General features: G+C 56.7%; 11 protein-coding genes. 9 read left to right on the plus strand and 2 right to left on the minus strand.

Translation table 11 applies throughout. From position 1 onward, the window contains the following. Window position 1: 1 nt before the first annotated feature. The 4 genes from RRY12_07840 to RRY12_07855 are packed head-to-tail and all read left to right on the plus strand — an operon-like array spanning window position 2 to window position 4,407. Window positions 2–955: an ROK family protein gene (locus tag RRY12_07840; GenBank protein MEG2184570.1), complete on the plus strand. Its 954-nt coding sequence runs from the start codon at window positions 2–4 to the stop codon at window positions 953–955. After that, window positions 952–2,154: a sodium/glutamate symporter gene (gene gltS / locus RRY12_07845; protein ID MEG2184571.1), complete on the plus strand. Its 1,203-nt coding sequence runs from the start codon at window positions 952–954 to the stop codon at window positions 2,152–2,154. Before RRY12_07840 ends, gltS (RRY12_07845) begins: the two co-directional genes overlap by 4 nt. Before the next feature lie 10 nt (window positions 2,155–2,164). Further along, a complete protein-coding gene (gltS, locus tag RRY12_07850; GenBank protein ID MEG2184572.1) occupies window positions 2,165–3,385 on the plus strand; it encodes a sodium/glutamate symporter in 1,221 nt (406 codons plus the stop codon). A 29-nt stretch (window positions 3,386–3,414) separates the two neighbouring features. Continuing rightward, a complete protein-coding gene (locus RRY12_07855) occupies window positions 3,415–4,407 on the plus strand; it encodes an ornithine cyclodeaminase family protein (GenBank protein ID MEG2184573.1) in 993 nt (330 codons plus the stop codon). A gap of 42 nt (window positions 4,408–4,449) precedes the next feature. Here the strand turns inward: RRY12_07855 and RRY12_07860 are convergent, their stop codons facing one another. Beyond that, window positions 4,450–4,737, minus strand: a complete 288-nt coding sequence (locus RRY12_07860; protein ID MEG2184574.1) for a type II toxin-antitoxin system YafQ family toxin — start codon at window positions 4,735–4,737, stop codon at window positions 4,450–4,452. After that, window positions 4,730–5,008 carry a type II toxin-antitoxin system RelB/DinJ family antitoxin gene (locus RRY12_07865; GenBank protein MEG2184575.1) on the minus strand — a complete coding sequence of 93 codons (279 nt, stop codon included), beginning with the start codon at window positions 5,006–5,008 and terminating at the stop codon, window positions 4,730–4,732. Before RRY12_07865 ends, RRY12_07860 begins: the two co-directional genes overlap by 8 nt. A gap of 283 nt (window positions 5,009–5,291) precedes the next feature. On the opposite strand from RRY12_07865, the gene typA reads away from it, so the two are divergent. The 5 genes from typA to RRY12_07890 all read left to right on the plus strand — a co-directional run. Beyond that, the gene (gene typA, locus RRY12_07870) at window positions 5,292–7,184 is read left to right on the plus strand and encodes a translational GTPase TypA (protein ID MEG2184576.1); all 1,893 of its coding nucleotides are present in this window, start codon (window positions 5,292–5,294) and stop codon (window positions 7,182–7,184) included. 3 nt (window positions 7,185–7,187) lie between these two features. Continuing rightward, window positions 7,188–8,480 (plus strand): ATP-binding protein, encoded by a 1,293-nt coding sequence (locus RRY12_07875; protein ID MEG2184577.1) that lies wholly within the window; start codon window positions 7,188–7,190, stop codon window positions 8,478–8,480. A 66-nt stretch (window positions 8,481–8,546) separates the two neighbouring features. Then, entirely contained in the window at window positions 8,547–9,344 is a 798-nt protein-coding gene (locus tag RRY12_07880) for an EFR1 family ferrodoxin (GenBank protein ID MEG2184578.1), read from the plus strand. Window positions 9,345–9,480: 136 nt separating this feature from the next. After that, window positions 9,481–11,949, plus strand: a complete 2,469-nt coding sequence (locus RRY12_07885; protein MEG2184579.1) for a LuxR C-terminal-related transcriptional regulator — start codon at window positions 9,481–9,483, stop codon at window positions 11,947–11,949. Between the two features lie 288 nt (window positions 11,950–12,237). Beyond that, window positions 12,238–16,450 (plus strand): Ig-like domain-containing protein (locus RRY12_07890; GenBank protein MEG2184580.1); only part of this gene is annotated, 4,213 nt, incomplete at its 3' end.

Below are 16,450 nucleotides of genomic sequence, written 5' to 3' on the forward strand. Positions count from 1 at the left end.
GGTGACGGAGAGGCGGCCGCCGCAGCCAGTGGTCTGCGGGTTCGACATAGGCGGACACACCATCTCCGCGGGGACTGTGACCTTTGAAGACGGCGCGCCGCGCGTCGTCTCGCGCGTCACAGTGCCCACGCCCGCCGAGCGCGACATCGTGGCGCTGCTTGAGCGGCTTGCCGAAATCGTGCTGCTGCGCGCCTCGCCTGAGGTCCCATGCTTTGCGGGGCTTGCTGTTCCAGGCTTCATCGATACGGAGCGAAAAAATATAGTGCGGCTGACGAACTTCGTAGGCTGCGACGGCGCGGCTCTTGGCGCCATGCTTGCCGCCAATCTCAGCGTCAAAAAAATACGGCTCTCGGCGCTCATGGAAAACGACGCAAACTGCGCGGCCCTTGGCGAGGGCGCAGCGGGCGCGGCGGCCGGCCTCACGGATTACGCCGTGGTCACTCTCGGCACAGGGATAGGCTGCGGCATCGTTACGGGCGGACGGCTTCTTCGCGGCGCGCATGGGATGGCCGGCGAATTTGGACACGTCACCTCCGCCGCGTCAGAGCTGCCGTGTAAATGCGGCGGCCAATGTCACTTGGAGACCGCGGCTTCGGCGGACGGAACGGAGGCTGCGGCGCGCGCCGCAGGACTGCCTTCCGACTTCAAAACGTTATGGCTGCGAAGAAACGAACCGGCCGTCGCAAAAATAATATCACCAGCGCTTGAGGCTCTAGCCTCCGCGCTTGCGTCGCTTACCGCACTCCTTGACCCACAGTGCATAGTCCTAAGCGGCGGCATGAGCCGCGCGGAAGGGCTCGCGCCGGAGCTTGCGTCGCGAATGCAGAAATACCTTTCGTCGCCCTTTAGAGAATACTGCCGCCTGAAAACCTCATCACTGGGAGCGGACGCCCCCATAATCGGGGCCGCGTCGCTCTTTTTCAGAGATCGGCTTTATGGAGATGATCCCAAATGATAGAACTGAACCTGAATCTTGCCGAAACGTGCGCCTTTGCCGCGGCCATACTGTGGCTCGGCATGTTTCTCCGCACCAGGGTGAAAATACTTTCCACCTACAACATCCCCGCGCCCGTCATAGGCGGCGTCATATTTGCGCTGGCCAGTTGGGGGGCGAAGGACCTCTGCTCTTTTAATTTTGACATGACGGTGAAAGACCCGCTCATGATAACATTCTTCACAAGCATCGGCCTTGCCGCCAGCTTTAAAATGCTGAAACGAGGCGGCCCGCAGGTCTTCATCTTTTTGGGCGTAGCCTCAGTGCTCGTGGTGCTCCAGGACGTCATAGCCATCGCCCTCTCCTATGTCACCGGCATCAACCCGCTGCTTGGGATGTTGGCAGGTTCTATAACGATGTCAGGCGGGCACGGCACCGGCGCGGTCTATGCTACGCTCTTTGAAAAAAGCTACGGAGTGGGCGGCGGCATGGAACTTGCGATGGCGGCGGCCACCTTCGGTCTCGTCATGGGCTCCGTGCTTGGCGGCCCGGTTGCGCGCCGTCTCATCGAAGGCCGCCATCTTGCAAAAAGACATTCCGACGACAAGCTCACCTACGAGACAGTAGACGAAAGCCTCGACATAGAGGCCGACGGGCCCGTATCCGCCTCAGTTTTGATGATAACGCTGATGCAGATAACTATCGCTATGAGCGTCGGCAAATTTATAGACGAAATGCTCATAGGCGTCGGTATACAGCTTCCGACCTACCTATGCGCGCTCTTTGTCGGCATATTCATACGCAACGCAAGCGACATGACGGGGCTTTACAAAGTACATCTCAGACTCGCCGACACGATTGGCTCTGTCGCCCTCTCGCTCTTTCTCGCGCTCTCGCTCATGTCGCTGAAACTGTGGCAGCTTGCGGACCTTGCCGGCCCAATGGCCGTCATACTGCTTGCCGAGACGCTGCTGATGGGCGTATACGCCTACTACGTCACCTTCAGGATAATGGGCCGTGACTATACCGCCGCGGTAATAACCGGAGGTCACTGCGGTTTTGGGATGGGAGCTACGCCGAACGCGATAGCGAACATGGACGCCATCACCAGCAACTACGGGCCCGCTCCGCGCGCCTTCTTCGTCGTCTCGATAGTCGGAGCCTTTTTCATCGACATCGTGAACGCAATAGTGATCCAGGGCTTCATAGCTCTTCTATAGGAGGTTCAGTATGGCTGATATATTTATGATAAAAATGGATTTCATACAGACGATGGCCTTCGCCGCCATACTATACTGGCTCGGCGTGGAGCTTTGCCGCCGCCTTTCGTTTCTTCGCCGCTACAACATACCTCCGGCGGTGGCGGGGGGGCTGCTCTTTGCGCTACTGCGCGCCGCCGCCTCGTCTAAAGTAGGCTTTCAGTTTGAGATGACCCTTATGGAACCGTTCATGATCGCTTTCTTTACCGCCATAGGCCTCGGCGCGAGCCTCGCCTTTCTGAAAAAGGGCGGCGCTGCGGCCTTCAAGCTTCTTGCCGCCGCCTGCCTGCTGCTTGCGCTGCAAAACGCCGCGGCCCTCTTCATCGGGCGCGCCGCGGGGCTTTCGCCGATGCTCTCCATACTTGCCGGCTCCGCCACGATGACCGGCGGCCACGGCACCGGCATCGTCTTTGCAAATGAAATGGAACGCTATTTCGGCGTGCAGGGTGCGGGCGCCGTGGCCGTAGCATGCGCCACATTCGGCGTAATAGCCGGCTCGCTGCTTGGCGGCCCCGTCGCCGAACGCCTCATCAAAATAAATTCCCTCGCCCACGACAGCAGCGATGAGAAAACCGGCGCAAGAGACATCATAGCGGAGGTATTCAGCTTTGGCGACGCAAAAGAGCCCATCTCCGCGCACATGATACTGATGACGATATTTCAGATAACGCTCGCGGTCAGCGTAGGCATCCGCGTAAGTGAGTGGTGCGGGCTGCACGGCATCCTGCTGCCATCATACGCGGCGGCCCTTGCCGCTGGTATGATCATGCGCAACATAGGCGACCGCGTGCCTCTTTTTAGAGTACACCCGCGCGTCGTAAACTACATAGGCGGCGCGTGCCTGTCATTTTTTCTCGCCTTCGCGCTCATGTCCGTCGACCTGGGGAGTCTTGCCGTCCTTGCCGGGCCGCTGCTTCTCATACTGTGCGCTCAGACCGTCATAACCGCATTCTTCGCCGCGTGGGGCACCTTTCGCATCACCGGCTCCGACTACCAGGCGGCAGTTATCACGGCGGGGCACGTAGGCTTCGGGCTGGGCGCCACGCCAAACGCTATGGCCAATATGGAGGCCGTCTGCTCAAAATACCGGCAAGCCCCCGGCGCCTTCTTCGCGGTGGCCGCCGTCGGCGCTTTCTTTATCGACATAGTCAATGTCATAGTAATAAATATTCTGATACGGATATGCGCGTAAACGACACGCAAACGAGAGGGAGGAACATCATGCTTATTTTGACAAGAGAGGACATCCTCAAAGTTTTTACAATGAAAGACGCCATAGAGGCGGACAAAAAAGCCTTCATCCTGCACAGCGAGGGCAAGGCCGTCGTTCCGCTTCGCATAAACATCGACAACGAAAGCCGCACGGGGCAGCTCATGTTCATGCCGGCCTACGTAGGCGGCGACCTCAACATGGGCGGCGTAAAAATAGTCTCCTGTTTTCCCGCCAACGCGGAAAAAGGACTGCCCGTCATCCCGGCCACAATGCCCGTCATAGACGGCGAGACCGGCTGCGTCACCGCCATCCTCGACGGAACGACGCTGACGCAGATCCGCACCGCGGCTATCTCCGGCGCGGCCATAGAACTGCTCGCAAACGAAGACGCAAAAATCGGCGCGCTCTTTGGCACGGGCGGTCAGGCAGCCGCGCAGCTAGAGGCGCTGATGACGGCGCGCGCGCTCAGCGAGGTGCGCATCTTTGACGCCTGCTCCGGCAGAGCGGAAGCCTTTGCTGCGGCAAACGCAAAACTTGCTTCAAAATTCGGCGTGAAGCTCCTCCCCGTCCAAAGCCCGAAAGAGGCCGTCACGGACGCGGACATAATAACAACCGTCACCACCGCGCGCGAACCTGTCTTTGACGCAGCGGACGTCAAACCGGGCTGCCATATCACCGGAGTCGGCTCCTACACTCCTGCGATGCGCGAACTGCCGGAAGAGCTGCTTGCGCGCGCCGCGCGCATCTTCGTAGACAATCGTGAAGCGGTGCTGGCGGAGGCCGGAGATTTTACCATCCCGATGAGCCGCGGCGCCTTCTCAAAAGAACGTATCGACGGCGAGCTTGGCGAACTGCTGCTTGGGCGCGTCGGCGGACGCGCCGCGCACGATGAAATCACGGTAATGAAGACGGTAGGCTTTGCGACGCTCGACGTCGTAAGCGCCGCTGAAATAGTAAAAAAGGCAAGAGCGGAGAAGGCCGGCACGGAAATCGCCTTTTAACGGCCTGCGCCGTGCAATATTTACCCGAGATATCCGGCGGCGCTACCTGCCGAATATCTCGGAGTGTGACCCTGTGCGGGTCAGCGTGAGAACGAGGGTCTCATTTTCAATCATATAAACGAGAAGCCAGTCGGGCTGAATGTGACATTCTCTGCACCCGGCGAAGCTGCCTGCAAGGGCGTGGTCGTTGTATTGAAAATCCAACGCGACGCCGTTTGCGAGCTTTTCAATGACGTCATACAGACGAGAGATCCTCTTGCCCTGTTTGATAGCTGTTTTGTGATCTCTTTTGAATTGTGAGGTCCAAACGACCTGATATTTATTAGTCATCAGCATTCAACCCAGCTATGATTTCTTCCATAGTATTATATCGTTTTACGTTCGGGTCGCGGGCTATGCGTTTGGCCTCCTTTATCGCTTCTATCGTCTCTCTGTTATATTCTTTGCGCACATCGAAAGGAAACCCGCCCGTGTAAATGGCCTTGTGCAAAAAAATGTTGACGGCGTCCGCTGTAGTGATGCCGAGGTCGCGAAAGGTCTCTTCCGCCTGCAATTTGATTTCGGGCTCTACCCTTATGTGAAGCGTCTCTGTCTTAGCCATCGTCATACCTCCGCTGTATGAATGTGTTTTGTTTGCATAATTATTGTATCATTTTTTGATACGTTCGCAATGCGAACTCGATGCAGCTTTTGCCGCCCTGTCTTCATCCGCCGTTATTTTTTCGCGCGCCGCTGCTTAGTTTGCCTATTAGTTTTGTAAAATTTTCTAAAAAGCTGGACAAATTTAGCGTGTAAATGGTATTATGATTCGTTGGCTTGTATAATTACCAGCCTATAAATTTCTAATGGCGTATAGATACTAAATGTGAGAGGAACTTCATAAAATGCAGGACTCGTCAAAAATCAGAAACATCGCAATAATCGCCCATATCGACCACGGAAAGACGACGCTCATAGACGGCATATTCAAGGCCGCGCACCTTTTCCGCGACAACCAGGTGATGGAAGAGCGCGTAATGGACGCCGGCAACATCGAGCGTGAGCGCGGCATCACCATCAAAGCAAAACACTGCACAGTCGAATGGGAAGGCTATAAGATAAATATAGTTGACACGCCCGGACACGCCGACTTCTCCGGCGAAGTGGAGCGCGTCCTTTCAATGGTCGACTCCGTTCTTCTGCTCGTCGACGCGAACGAAGGCCCCATGCCGCAGACGCGTTACGTTCTCATGCGCGCGCTGAAGCTCGGACTGAAACCGATAGTCATAGTCAACAAGGTAGACCGCCCGAACGCGGAGCCGGATCAGGCGCTCGACAAAACCTTCGACCTCTTCATCGAGCTTGGCGCCACGGAGGAACAGTGCGACTTTATGACGCTCTACGGCTCTGGGCTGCAAGGCTGGATAGTCGACGACCTCAATAAATACCCCGACAACACAAAGGCGGGCATGACCGACCTCTTCAAAGCGATAATCGAACGCGTCCCCGCCCCGCAGGCGGAGATGAACAAGCCCTTCCTCATGCAGGTCTGCGCTCTCTCGTGGAGTGAATACCTCGGGCGCATCGGCTGCGGCCGCATCCTTCAGGGAACGCTCAGAAAATCCGACAGATTCGTCCGCACCCATACGCGTTGGAAGGACTACGAACAGACTGATTGGGAAGTGGTATCCAGCGACACCTCCAACTGCTCGCACCTATACGTCACCAACGGCCTCGCGCGCACCGAAGTAGAGGCGGTCGGCGCGGGAGACATCGTCTGGTTCACCGGGCCCGCCAATATAGACCTTGGCGACACGATGAGCGCGCCGGAGCTTGAAGAGCCGGCGCTCGCCCCGCTTGACATAGAAGAGCCGACAGTCTCCATGCTCATCCTCGTCAACACCAGCCCCTTCGCCAATCAGGACGGAAACGCCATCACGCTGCGCCAGCTAAAAGCGCGCATCGAACGCGAAACGAAGACCGACCCGGCGCTCCGCATGGAAGACCTGGGCCGCCCGGACGGCATCAAAGTCTCAGGGCGCGGCGAGCTGCACCTGGGCATCCTCATTGAGGAAATAAGACGCGAAGGCTCCGAGATCTGCGTCTCACGCCCAGAAGTCATCATCCAGCACGACGCAAAAGGCCGTTCGCTCGAACCAATGGAAGACCTTATCATCGACGTGCCCGAAGAATATCAGGGCATCGTCATCCAGAAGCTCGCGCAGCGCAAAGGCGAGCTGAAAAATATGGAAAACGGCGGCACCGGCGTCCTTCGCCTCGAGTTCCGCATCCCGACGCGCGGCCTCATCGGCTACCGCGGCGAATTTCTCACAGACACGCGCGGCCTTGGCATCTTGGCCTCGCGCTTCGTCGGCTACGGCCTCTGGGTGGGCGAAATAAACGCGCGTTCGCGCGGCTCGCTCGTCTCCATGGACACAGGCACCGCCACCGGATACGCGCTTGAAAACCTTCAGGAGCGCGGCCTTCTCTTCGTGAAGCCCGGCGACGACATCTACAACGGACAGGTGGTAGGCGAGTCCTCGCGCAACAAAGACATGCCCTGCAACCCCAGCAAGCGCAAACAGCAGAACAACATGCGCTCAGCCACCAAAGACATGAAAATAACGCTCGACGTGCCGCGCATCATGACGGTAGACACCGCTATGGAGTGGATAAGCGACGACGAACTTGTCGAAGTGACGCCCCACAACGTCCGCATACGCAAAATGATACTTGACGCCGACCAGCGCAAAAAAGCCCGTATGCAGGCCGGAATAAAGGACGAAGACGAAGATTAAACCATGATCCGCGAGCTTATCGTCTACAGAGATTTCGAGCGCGACGAGGTATTCGCCTGCGTCACAGGGCTTATAAAAAGCCTTGGGCAGATAGACGGCGCTTCGCTTGCGGAAAGCGCCTCATGGTACTGCGACTGCGTATCAAAAATGTGCGCCGCCGCGGAGAAGGCCGGCATAGCCGGCAACGTTTGGCGGAGCTGGATCGCGATGCTCCTTGCGGAAAACGAAAACGCCTTCTCCATCGCGCAGGAGCGCCGCGCGCCGCTTGACGGCACCGCCGCCGCGCTTGCCATGCAGGACTTTGAAACGCTCCTCGAATACCTCCGCTTTGATTTCGGCCAGCTTGAGGCGGAACTTGGCGTAGACGTCATGCGCAGGGCGGGCGACTTTCAGCCCACGCCCGCCGGCCCCGTCTCCTTTGGCCGAATACCGGGCGCAGTCATAGGCGAGCTTGCTCTTTGTTTGTCCAAAGCCTCATCCGCGCAAGAGATATACGACGCGGCGCTTGCCTTCTATCAGCGGCGCGGCGTCGGCAAATTCGCGCTCTACCCCGGCTTTCGCTGGGACGGAGCGTCGCGCGCCATAGCGCCCGCCGTCCCCCTGGAGGCGATAACGCTCCCTGACATAATAGGCTACGAAGAACAAAAAGCGCTCGTCGTTGAAAACACCGCAGCCTTTCTTGATGGACGCCCCGCGAACAACGTGCTGCTCTACGGCGAGGGCGGCACAGGCAAATCCTCCACAATAAAGGCGCTGCTCAACGAATACGCGCCGCGCGGCCTGCGCATGATAGAAATATACAAGCACCAGATAGCGGATCTGGAGACGCTGCTTGAGGCCATAAAAGAGCGCAACTATAAATTCATACTCTTCATGGACGACCTCTCGTTTGAACAGTTTGAAGTGGAATATAAATTCCTCAAAGCCTTCATCGAGGGAGGCCTTGCAAAACGTCCCGACAACGTCCTCATCTACGCCACCTCAAACCGCCGCCATCTCATGAAAGAGAGCTGGGCCGACCGCGCCGACCGTGCCGAAGACATGCACGAATCAGAGACGCAGCAGGAAAAAATGTCACTTGTAGACCGCTTCGGCCTCATGATACGCTACATCTCGCCAGAGCAGAAAGAATACCTGAACATCGTAAACAGGCTCGCATGCGAATATAAAATAAAAAAGCCGCAGGAAAAACTCGAAAACGGCGCCGTTCGATGGGCGATGAAGCACGGAGGGTTCTCCGGCAGAAGCGCCCGTCAGTACATCGAATTTATGGCTGGCAAAGAAAATAAAGATTAAAACTTTGGGCGGCCGCTTCTGGCCGCCCTTTTCGCGCGCAAAACAGCGCGCCTGGGAGGGACTTAAATGAACGCTGAAAAAAACAGACGAAACATGCTCGTAGATTACTACGTATTCTCCGGCACGGGAAACACGCTCAAAATAGCGGGCCATATCGCCGAACGCCTAAAAGAGCTTGGCGCCGAAGTGCGCCTGCGCAAAATGGAAGACGGCTTTTCGCCGCGCGAAAAAGGATGCGTAGCCGGCATAGCCTTTCCCGTCGCCTTCTTCTCGACCTATCCGCTCGTGCTCGACTTCATAGACTCGCTGCCGCGCGGAGACGGCGCGGGCATCTTTCTCACCTGCACCATGGCCGGCGCGACATTCGGCCTCGAAGGCCGCTTCCGCGAAAAATTCATCGCAAAAGGCTGGCGTCCGCTCGGCGCCGCCGCCTTTAAAATGCCCGGCAATTACAATGACGACATAACTCCTGCGGCAAAATACGAAAAACTCGTCAAAGACTCGCTTGCGCAGGCGCGGAGATTCGCCGACGCGCTGCATCAGGGTCAGGCCTCGTGGGGCCGCGGCCTCCCGCTCATCCCCGCGCTGTGCGAGAGCTTCGTCCGCGGCGGAAGAGCCATGAAATTCTTCAACAAACATTTCCCGCTCTCCGTCGACGAATCAGTCTGCATAAACTGCGGCAGATGCCTCGGCCTCTGCCCCGTGGGAGCCGTCACCCAGACCGGCCGCCACCCGCGCATAGACCTCTTGAAATGCCAATGCTGCCAGCGCTGCGCCGGCTTCTGCCCCGTACACGCCATCTACGTTCAGGGCAAACACAAAGCGCAGTACCGCGCAATGGACTTTGAAGACTTCACCAACTGAAACGACCCTTCATAAACGCCGTGCAGTCGGCGCGCAAAACGAAAATCCGTCCCCCGTCCCAAGGGCCAAGATGTGATAATATATCTCTAACGGACGGGGGTTTACGCCGTACCTATTGCGGTTAGGGGCTGGAACGGTGAAAAAATATATCCAAAAGGCCGGCAGGCTTTATTTGAAAGACGATTTGCAGCACGCCATGCAGGACATCCTGAAATATCCACTCACCTTTATAGAGGCAGGGCCCGGCTTCGGAAAAACGACGGCCGTCAACGAATATCTGGAAAATAACGCGCCGGACCACGAAACGTACTGGCACACCTTCCTCGGCGAGCCGACCGACAAAGCATGGAAAGCCCTCTGCGCGCTCATAAGCCGCGCCGCTCCCGCCACCGGCAAATACCTGCAAAAACTGGCCGCCCCCAGCCTCGACACACTTTACGAAATAACCTCCATGATGCACACCCTAAAATGCGCCAAAAACACCGTCATCGTCGCAGACAACTATCAGCTCGCCGCCTTTGCCATACCTATCCGGCTGCTCTACGCGCTCTCGCTGCACGGCTGCGAAAAACTGCACATCGTCGTCATCTCCCATCCAATAAGCGAAGAAAACCTGACCTTCGCGGCAAACCCGCACATGCTGCACATCCAGCAGGAACGCTTTGTCTTTAGCGAACAGGACGTAATAAAGTGGTTCGCCTACTGCGGCGCGCAGCTCAGCGAGGAAGAGGCGGGCCTCCTCATGCGTACCACCGACGGATGGGCCGCCGCGCTCCGCCTCCAAATGGAAAGCCGCCTCGCCACAGGCTGCATAAAAGACGCCCACGGCATCTTCGGCCTTCTCGAATCGGCTATATGGGACAAACTTACAGCAAAAAGAAAAAAAGAACTGCTCTGCCTCTGCCTGCCGGAGAGCTTCACCGCAGCGCAGGCCGCGGTAATGACAGGCAAAGCGCGCCTCACCGAAGAAGACCGGCGCTGGCTCTCGCACCTGCTCTTCTGCCGTTATGACGGACAAAATAAAACCTACCTCCTGCACTCCCTGCTTAGGGAATATCTACAGGAAAAATTCTCCGCCGAAAGCGCCTCATTCTGCGCCGAAGCGAAACGCCGCGCCGCTGACGGGTGCGCGGCGGCCGGAGATATACTCTCCGCCTCGCGCTTCTACAGCGAAATAAAAGAATACGCCTCACTGCTCTCAGTGATAGAAAAATGCCTCAACGTCTCCGAAATTATATGGTACGCGGGAGCGGAACTCTTCGACGACATACGCGACAACTGCCCCGCGGAAATACTCGACGCCCACCCGGAACTGATGGTAAAAATCTGCATGGGCGCCTTCACTTCGGGCCGCTATGAACTCTCCGCCAGCTACTATAAGCTCATGGGCGAAATAATAGCGCGCATCACAGCACGCGACGCGCAGTACGGCCGCGCCCTGAGCGGCGAGCTTGAACTCTTCAAATTCCTCATGGCCTTCAACGACATCCCCAAAATGTGCGAAGCGCACGAATGCGCATGGGAGATACTCAGAGGCCCAGCAAAATTCCTCTCATTCAAAACCACATGGACCTTCGGCGTTTCCTCAGTCGCCTGCATGTTTTGGCGCGAAAGCGGAAAACTCGACCAGGAAACGCACGAGGTGCGCGCCGGAATGCCCCGCTACTACAGCCTCACAAAAGGCCACGGCATGGGAGCCGCGGACGCCATGGAAGCCGACGCAGCACTGCTTCGCGGAGAAGACCAGCTTGCAGAAGAACGCGCCATAAGGACCCTATACCTCGCGGAGCAAAACGCGCAGGACAGCATCTCCTTCTGCGCCGAACTCACGCTTGTGCGCGTCGCGATACTGCGCGGCGACGCCGCCAAATACGCAGACTTCACAGGCAGGATAAACAGGCGCGCCTTCGAAAGCGCCGACCACTACAGCATGAAAACAGCGGAACTTTGCATCGGCTTCATAGCGGCGGAACTTCGGACAGAAAGCCTCTGCCCCGAAAGCATAAGAAACCCGCTCTCCATCATCAGCTCCATCGCCGCCCCAGCGCTGCCCTTTGCGCACATAGCCGTAGCAAAATATCTGCTCGACACAGACCTCGCCCATTTCCGGGCGTTAATAGGCTCCTTCACCGCAACGACGGAACGCTTCCACATGCTCCTCCCGAAAGTATACTTCCTCATATACACCGCCATAGAAAGAGAAGCCTCCTCCGACGCCGCCGCGGCAAAAAAAGCGCTGAACGAAGCGCTCGACATAGCGCTGCCAGACCGCGTATACATGCCATTTGCCGAAAACTACCCGGCCATCCAAAAAATATTGACAGAAGCTCTCCGTGAACGCGGCGAAGAAGAGGCAAAAAAAATTCTGCGCCTCGGCGAAAGGCTTGCCGCGGGGATAAAAAAAATCAAAAGCAGCGACAGAGAAAACAGCGACCTCACCACAAGAGAGCTGCAGGTAGCGCTGCTCCTAAAAGACGGCATGACCACAAAAGCAGCAGCCGCCGCCCTCTGCATGAGCGACTCAAACGTCCGTTCCGTCAAAAAAAGGATATACTCAAAACTCGGCATCCACTCAAAAATAGAGCTGCTCAAAAAAGATATATAAAAACAAAGCTCCGCAGCGGCGGCCGTTCAATAAAAAAATCCGGCAAACTTTATTTTTTTGTTCGTGCTGCCGCACGCCTGGAAAAATCCGCGCGCATCAACGCCTCGCGGCGCACGCCGTTACATTTCAAACATCCACCTCTATCAAAATTACCTTCGCCGCCCCCCCAAATGGGGGGTTCGTTATTTTTGCTTAGATGTTATAAACACAGAAATGTATCAAAGTTGAAAAGGCGCGGACCACTTCTGCGCTTTAAAAATTATAAAAATTTTTGCGGGGGGTATTTTTATGGAGGTTCTGAAAAGCGAAAGCGGCGTACACAAATCGAACAAGCGCGAAGATATGGCGCACGCCGGAGCGGGGAAACCGTCAAGCATTTGGCTGATTGCCGTGCTGGTAGGCTTCCTCTCCTTTGCCTCGTTCTTAATGCTGCGCTCACAGGCGGTGGATACCGACACCATATACGTAAGCAGCCGCGCCGAGCTTGAGGAAATTGCTGCGAATGTAAACGCCGAATCCGATGACTACGCCGGCAAGACCGTAATTCTAAGCTGCGACTTACACCTGAGCGGTGCGGAGTGGACGCCTATAGGGGGCGGCGGCAACAACAGCATTAAATTCCAAGGTATATTTGACGGCGGAGGCCATACTATATACGGCCTCTCAATAGACCGGACCGATAACCCAGCAGGAAATAATGTCGGTCTCTTCGGTCTCATCGGCGCGACCGCTGTCGTCCGTGATCTGAATGTCTCCGGGGACGTCAAAGGGAATGACACTGTTGGTATCATTGTAGGGAAGAGCGCAGGAGGCAGGGTCGAAAGCTGTGCCGCCACCGGCCGTGTAAATGCGGCTGTAGTTACGGCTGGAGGCGTCGTCGGTTATAGCAATGGCGGCGTTATCATTAACTCCTCCGCGGTAAATTGTAATATAAGCGCTTTGTATAGTAAGGCCGGCGGAATAGCCGGCGCTTTGGAGAGCGGCGCCTTATTGGCAAATTGTGTCGTTCAAAGCTGCGATATATCACAAACATCCGAAGTAGATCCAAGAGATAACATGGTTGGCGGCGTCGCAGGCTTCGTAGAAGGCTCCACGGTGAAAAACAGCGTGGCGGATTGTTTGGTGACCTCAAAAGGCAGCGCCGGCGGCATCGTAGGACTGGCGGCGTACTATTCTTCGATATTGAACTGTTATTCGTCAGGTACGCTCGTGGCCGCGCAAACGACCGCCCGCCTTGGCGGGATAGCAGGAAAGGGTTTGGATGTCACAATCGAAAACTGCATCTCTTCCGCGGTGCTCAGCGGAGATGCCGCTGTGAAGGGCGGCATCATCGGAGATAGCAGCAGTACAACAAGTCTCAAAAACTGCGGATGGCTCTCTGGAACAGCGGGCAAAGCTTGCGGGAGCGGCACTCCGGGCACAGTGGTGAGCGTCGGCCCTCTTGCTCAGGTCGATAATTGTGTTACCTCCTTCACAGGCGTATCACCGTTTATCAGCGCCGACAGGAACACAGAGGGCGCCTCACAAATATTCCGCACGTGGCCAGGCTCAAGGCAAGATGCCGTATCGAGCATGGATTACACGGTAACGTCTAATGATACTGTGGTAACGTCTAATGATACAAACGGCTTTTTCGCGGGATTTACTCTTCCAGGCGCGTACACCGTATCAGCCTCGGGCAGCTTTGTAAGTTTTGTGCTAACACAGAAGAATGTGACGTTCAGCGGCTTAACTGTCTCGGATGGCGTCGTGCCGCCGCTTGCCGTCGTAATGAATATCACCTCAGATGATGTATCGCCGCAGAGCGCGGAGATAAAGACGGCAGCCGGAGGCACGGCGGCGACGACCTCACTTGACTACTGGAGCGCCGCGAGTTTCGACACCGTGCAGCTCAGCTTCGACCATTATCCTTCCTTTACGGTAATAAGCGGCGACCCAGTGTGGAGCGTGAGCGGAGATGCCATCTCCATAGATAACAATCTTCGGGTCTCCGCAATGGGGACGGGCGGCGCGCAAATCGCCTCCGCCTCGGTCACCCTCTCCCTCACGGGGCTGAACGGAAAAATTGTCAGCAAAGATATGAGCTTCACAGTCCGCCAGCGCGTGGCGGGCATAAGCTGCGACCTCGGCGAGCCGCGAAGCATGGACAGAAGCGCCGGTCAAACGCTCAAGCTGAACGCCGCCGTCCTTCCAGCCTATGCCTGCGACGCCGAAATAACATGGAGCAGCAGCAGCGCCGACATCGCCTCGGTAGACCAGTCCGGCGATGTGACGCTCTATAAGGCGGGCGCCGTGGATATAGCCGCTAAGACGAGGGACGGAGATTTCACTAAAACGCAGCGGCTCGATATATATATAACGCCGACATCGGTAGATATAAGCCCCGGGGCGCTTTCGCTAAAAAGAGGAGCGACGGAGACTCTTACAGCCGAGGTGCTGCCCGCTGATGCTTCCGTCTCAAACGATGTGACATGGAGCGTCGTCGGTGCCAGCGGCGTTGTCTCAATAGCCGCAACCGGCGGCTCTTGCGTCGTCTCCGCGCTCAAAGCTGGAACTTCGACCGTAAAGGCCGTCACGGGCAACGGCAAATATAAGGAGATAGCGGTCACTGTCACAAATGTGGAGGGTGAGGCCAAAGTCACCGCGGCCACAAAAACAGACGACGATAATTCCGGCGTTATAACGATTGCCCCCAACACAGCGGAGGATGTCGCCATATACGATGCTTTCGCCGGCCTGAGCGCAAATGGCTTTCTTCCCGCCAACATAACGCTGGGCGAAATAAAGGCCGTCCAGGCATCCAGCGCCGATATTGTCACGAGCGAGGACCTCTTCACCAAAGAGGCGATAACGGAAGCCGTCGCGAAATACTGGAATGTTGGAAGCGCGTCGCAGGATAAGATATACATAGTCAATGTCCAAAACACCGTGGCGTCTAAACAGCACGAGGGGGAGACGCTCTTTGCCAAATTCTGGCGCCTTCTCGTCTCTTTCTTCACGGCCGTCGAAAAACACGACAACGACTATCTGCCCATCCAGGCCGTATTCAGCATAACGTCACAAGACATAGCGGCGCTCCCAAAAGACATACGCGACGGCCTCACCGCGGACAAATTCCTAAACGAGATATCTCTCTTTGCGGTAGTGCGAAGCGGCGACGTTCTGGCGCGCAGCCTCTGCGACGTCACATCGGGCGACACCGGCAAATATATCGCAGTGACCAACTCGCCGGACGGCGGCTATACCATAACGACCCGCCTCCTGCTCTTCAACATGGAAGGCAAGGTGACGCAGGGCGCCGGAGCCGCCTTCGTCCAGGCGGTCAATGTCACAAGCGGCGACAAAACGCGCGATGACAACTATTACCTGGTACAGGACGGTGCAAAGAACGATACTTACGACCTTTGCCTCGCCTTCGCCGCAAAAACATCCCGCATGGCGAAACTGAACGTCGTTGTAAGCGGAGATAAGACAGACGCGCAGTGGGTCGTCTCCGGCGACATTATCAAAGAACAGTTCAGCGGAAGCGGCAGCAGGGAGATCGCAGAGGGCAGATATTCCGTGGCTTTCGCGGACTATGCCGGTTATACCAAAGCAGTCTCCGGCTCCCTTGATGCGGCAATATCAGCCTTTGACCTCTGGGAGATAGAGGCAGTCTACAAAGCGGTCAAAGCGGCGGGCATAAGCCTTGACAAAAGCTCGCTGGTCATTGCCGAGGGCAAGAACGCGGCGCTCACTGCGACGCTCAGCCCCGACAACGCTTTGGCGGCCGGCATTGAGTGGACCAGCAGCGCTCCGTCTGTAGCGACGGTGGACGCCCTTGGCGTCGTAGCCGCGCGCAAAGCCGGAAGCGCCGTAATAACGGCGAAGACGGCAGACGGCACGGCATTAACCGCCCAGTGCTCCATAACCGTCTACGGCGACGCAAAAGATGCCCCTGGATATATGGAGCGGATACGTCCCGATATCGTCTCTTTGCAGCTTCCGCAAGGAACGCCGGCGGGCGTTGTAAGCGGCGCGGCGGAGTACATCCCCATTGACAAAGCCGGCGAGTTGACAGCCGCCTCCGCTCTTTTGCCAGAACATATAACGGCGGGAGCGGGCGGCGTGGTCGCGGCCCATCCCTCTATCGTCTCAAAAGCCGTGGACTTTGTGCTTTCGGAGGATAAGAGCATTTCCATGGACAAGGTGATAACGCTCCCCGTAATATCCATAAGCGCGCAGGAGCATGGCAAGATCCTTGCGGCCGGCTTCAAAGTGAGCGGCGATATATTCGGAGCTGCCAAAGAGGTGTCGGAGATAAAGGTGATAAAAATATTCCCCGATGGGACGGGCGTCCTCTTTAAAAATATCTCAACGGTGCAGGAAATATCGGACAGGTGCGTCATGCTGCTGGATGCGGACAATGTGCCGGCGACCGGCCCCATAGATAAAACTGCGAGCTATGTCATGACCGTATTTATAGAAGACGGAGGCAGTTTCGACCTCTCGAAGCCGAACG

It is taken from the genome of Cloacibacillus sp. (genome assembly GCA_036655895.1).
Taxonomy (GTDB): domain Bacteria; phylum Synergistota; class Synergistia; order Synergistales; family Synergistaceae; genus JAVVPF01.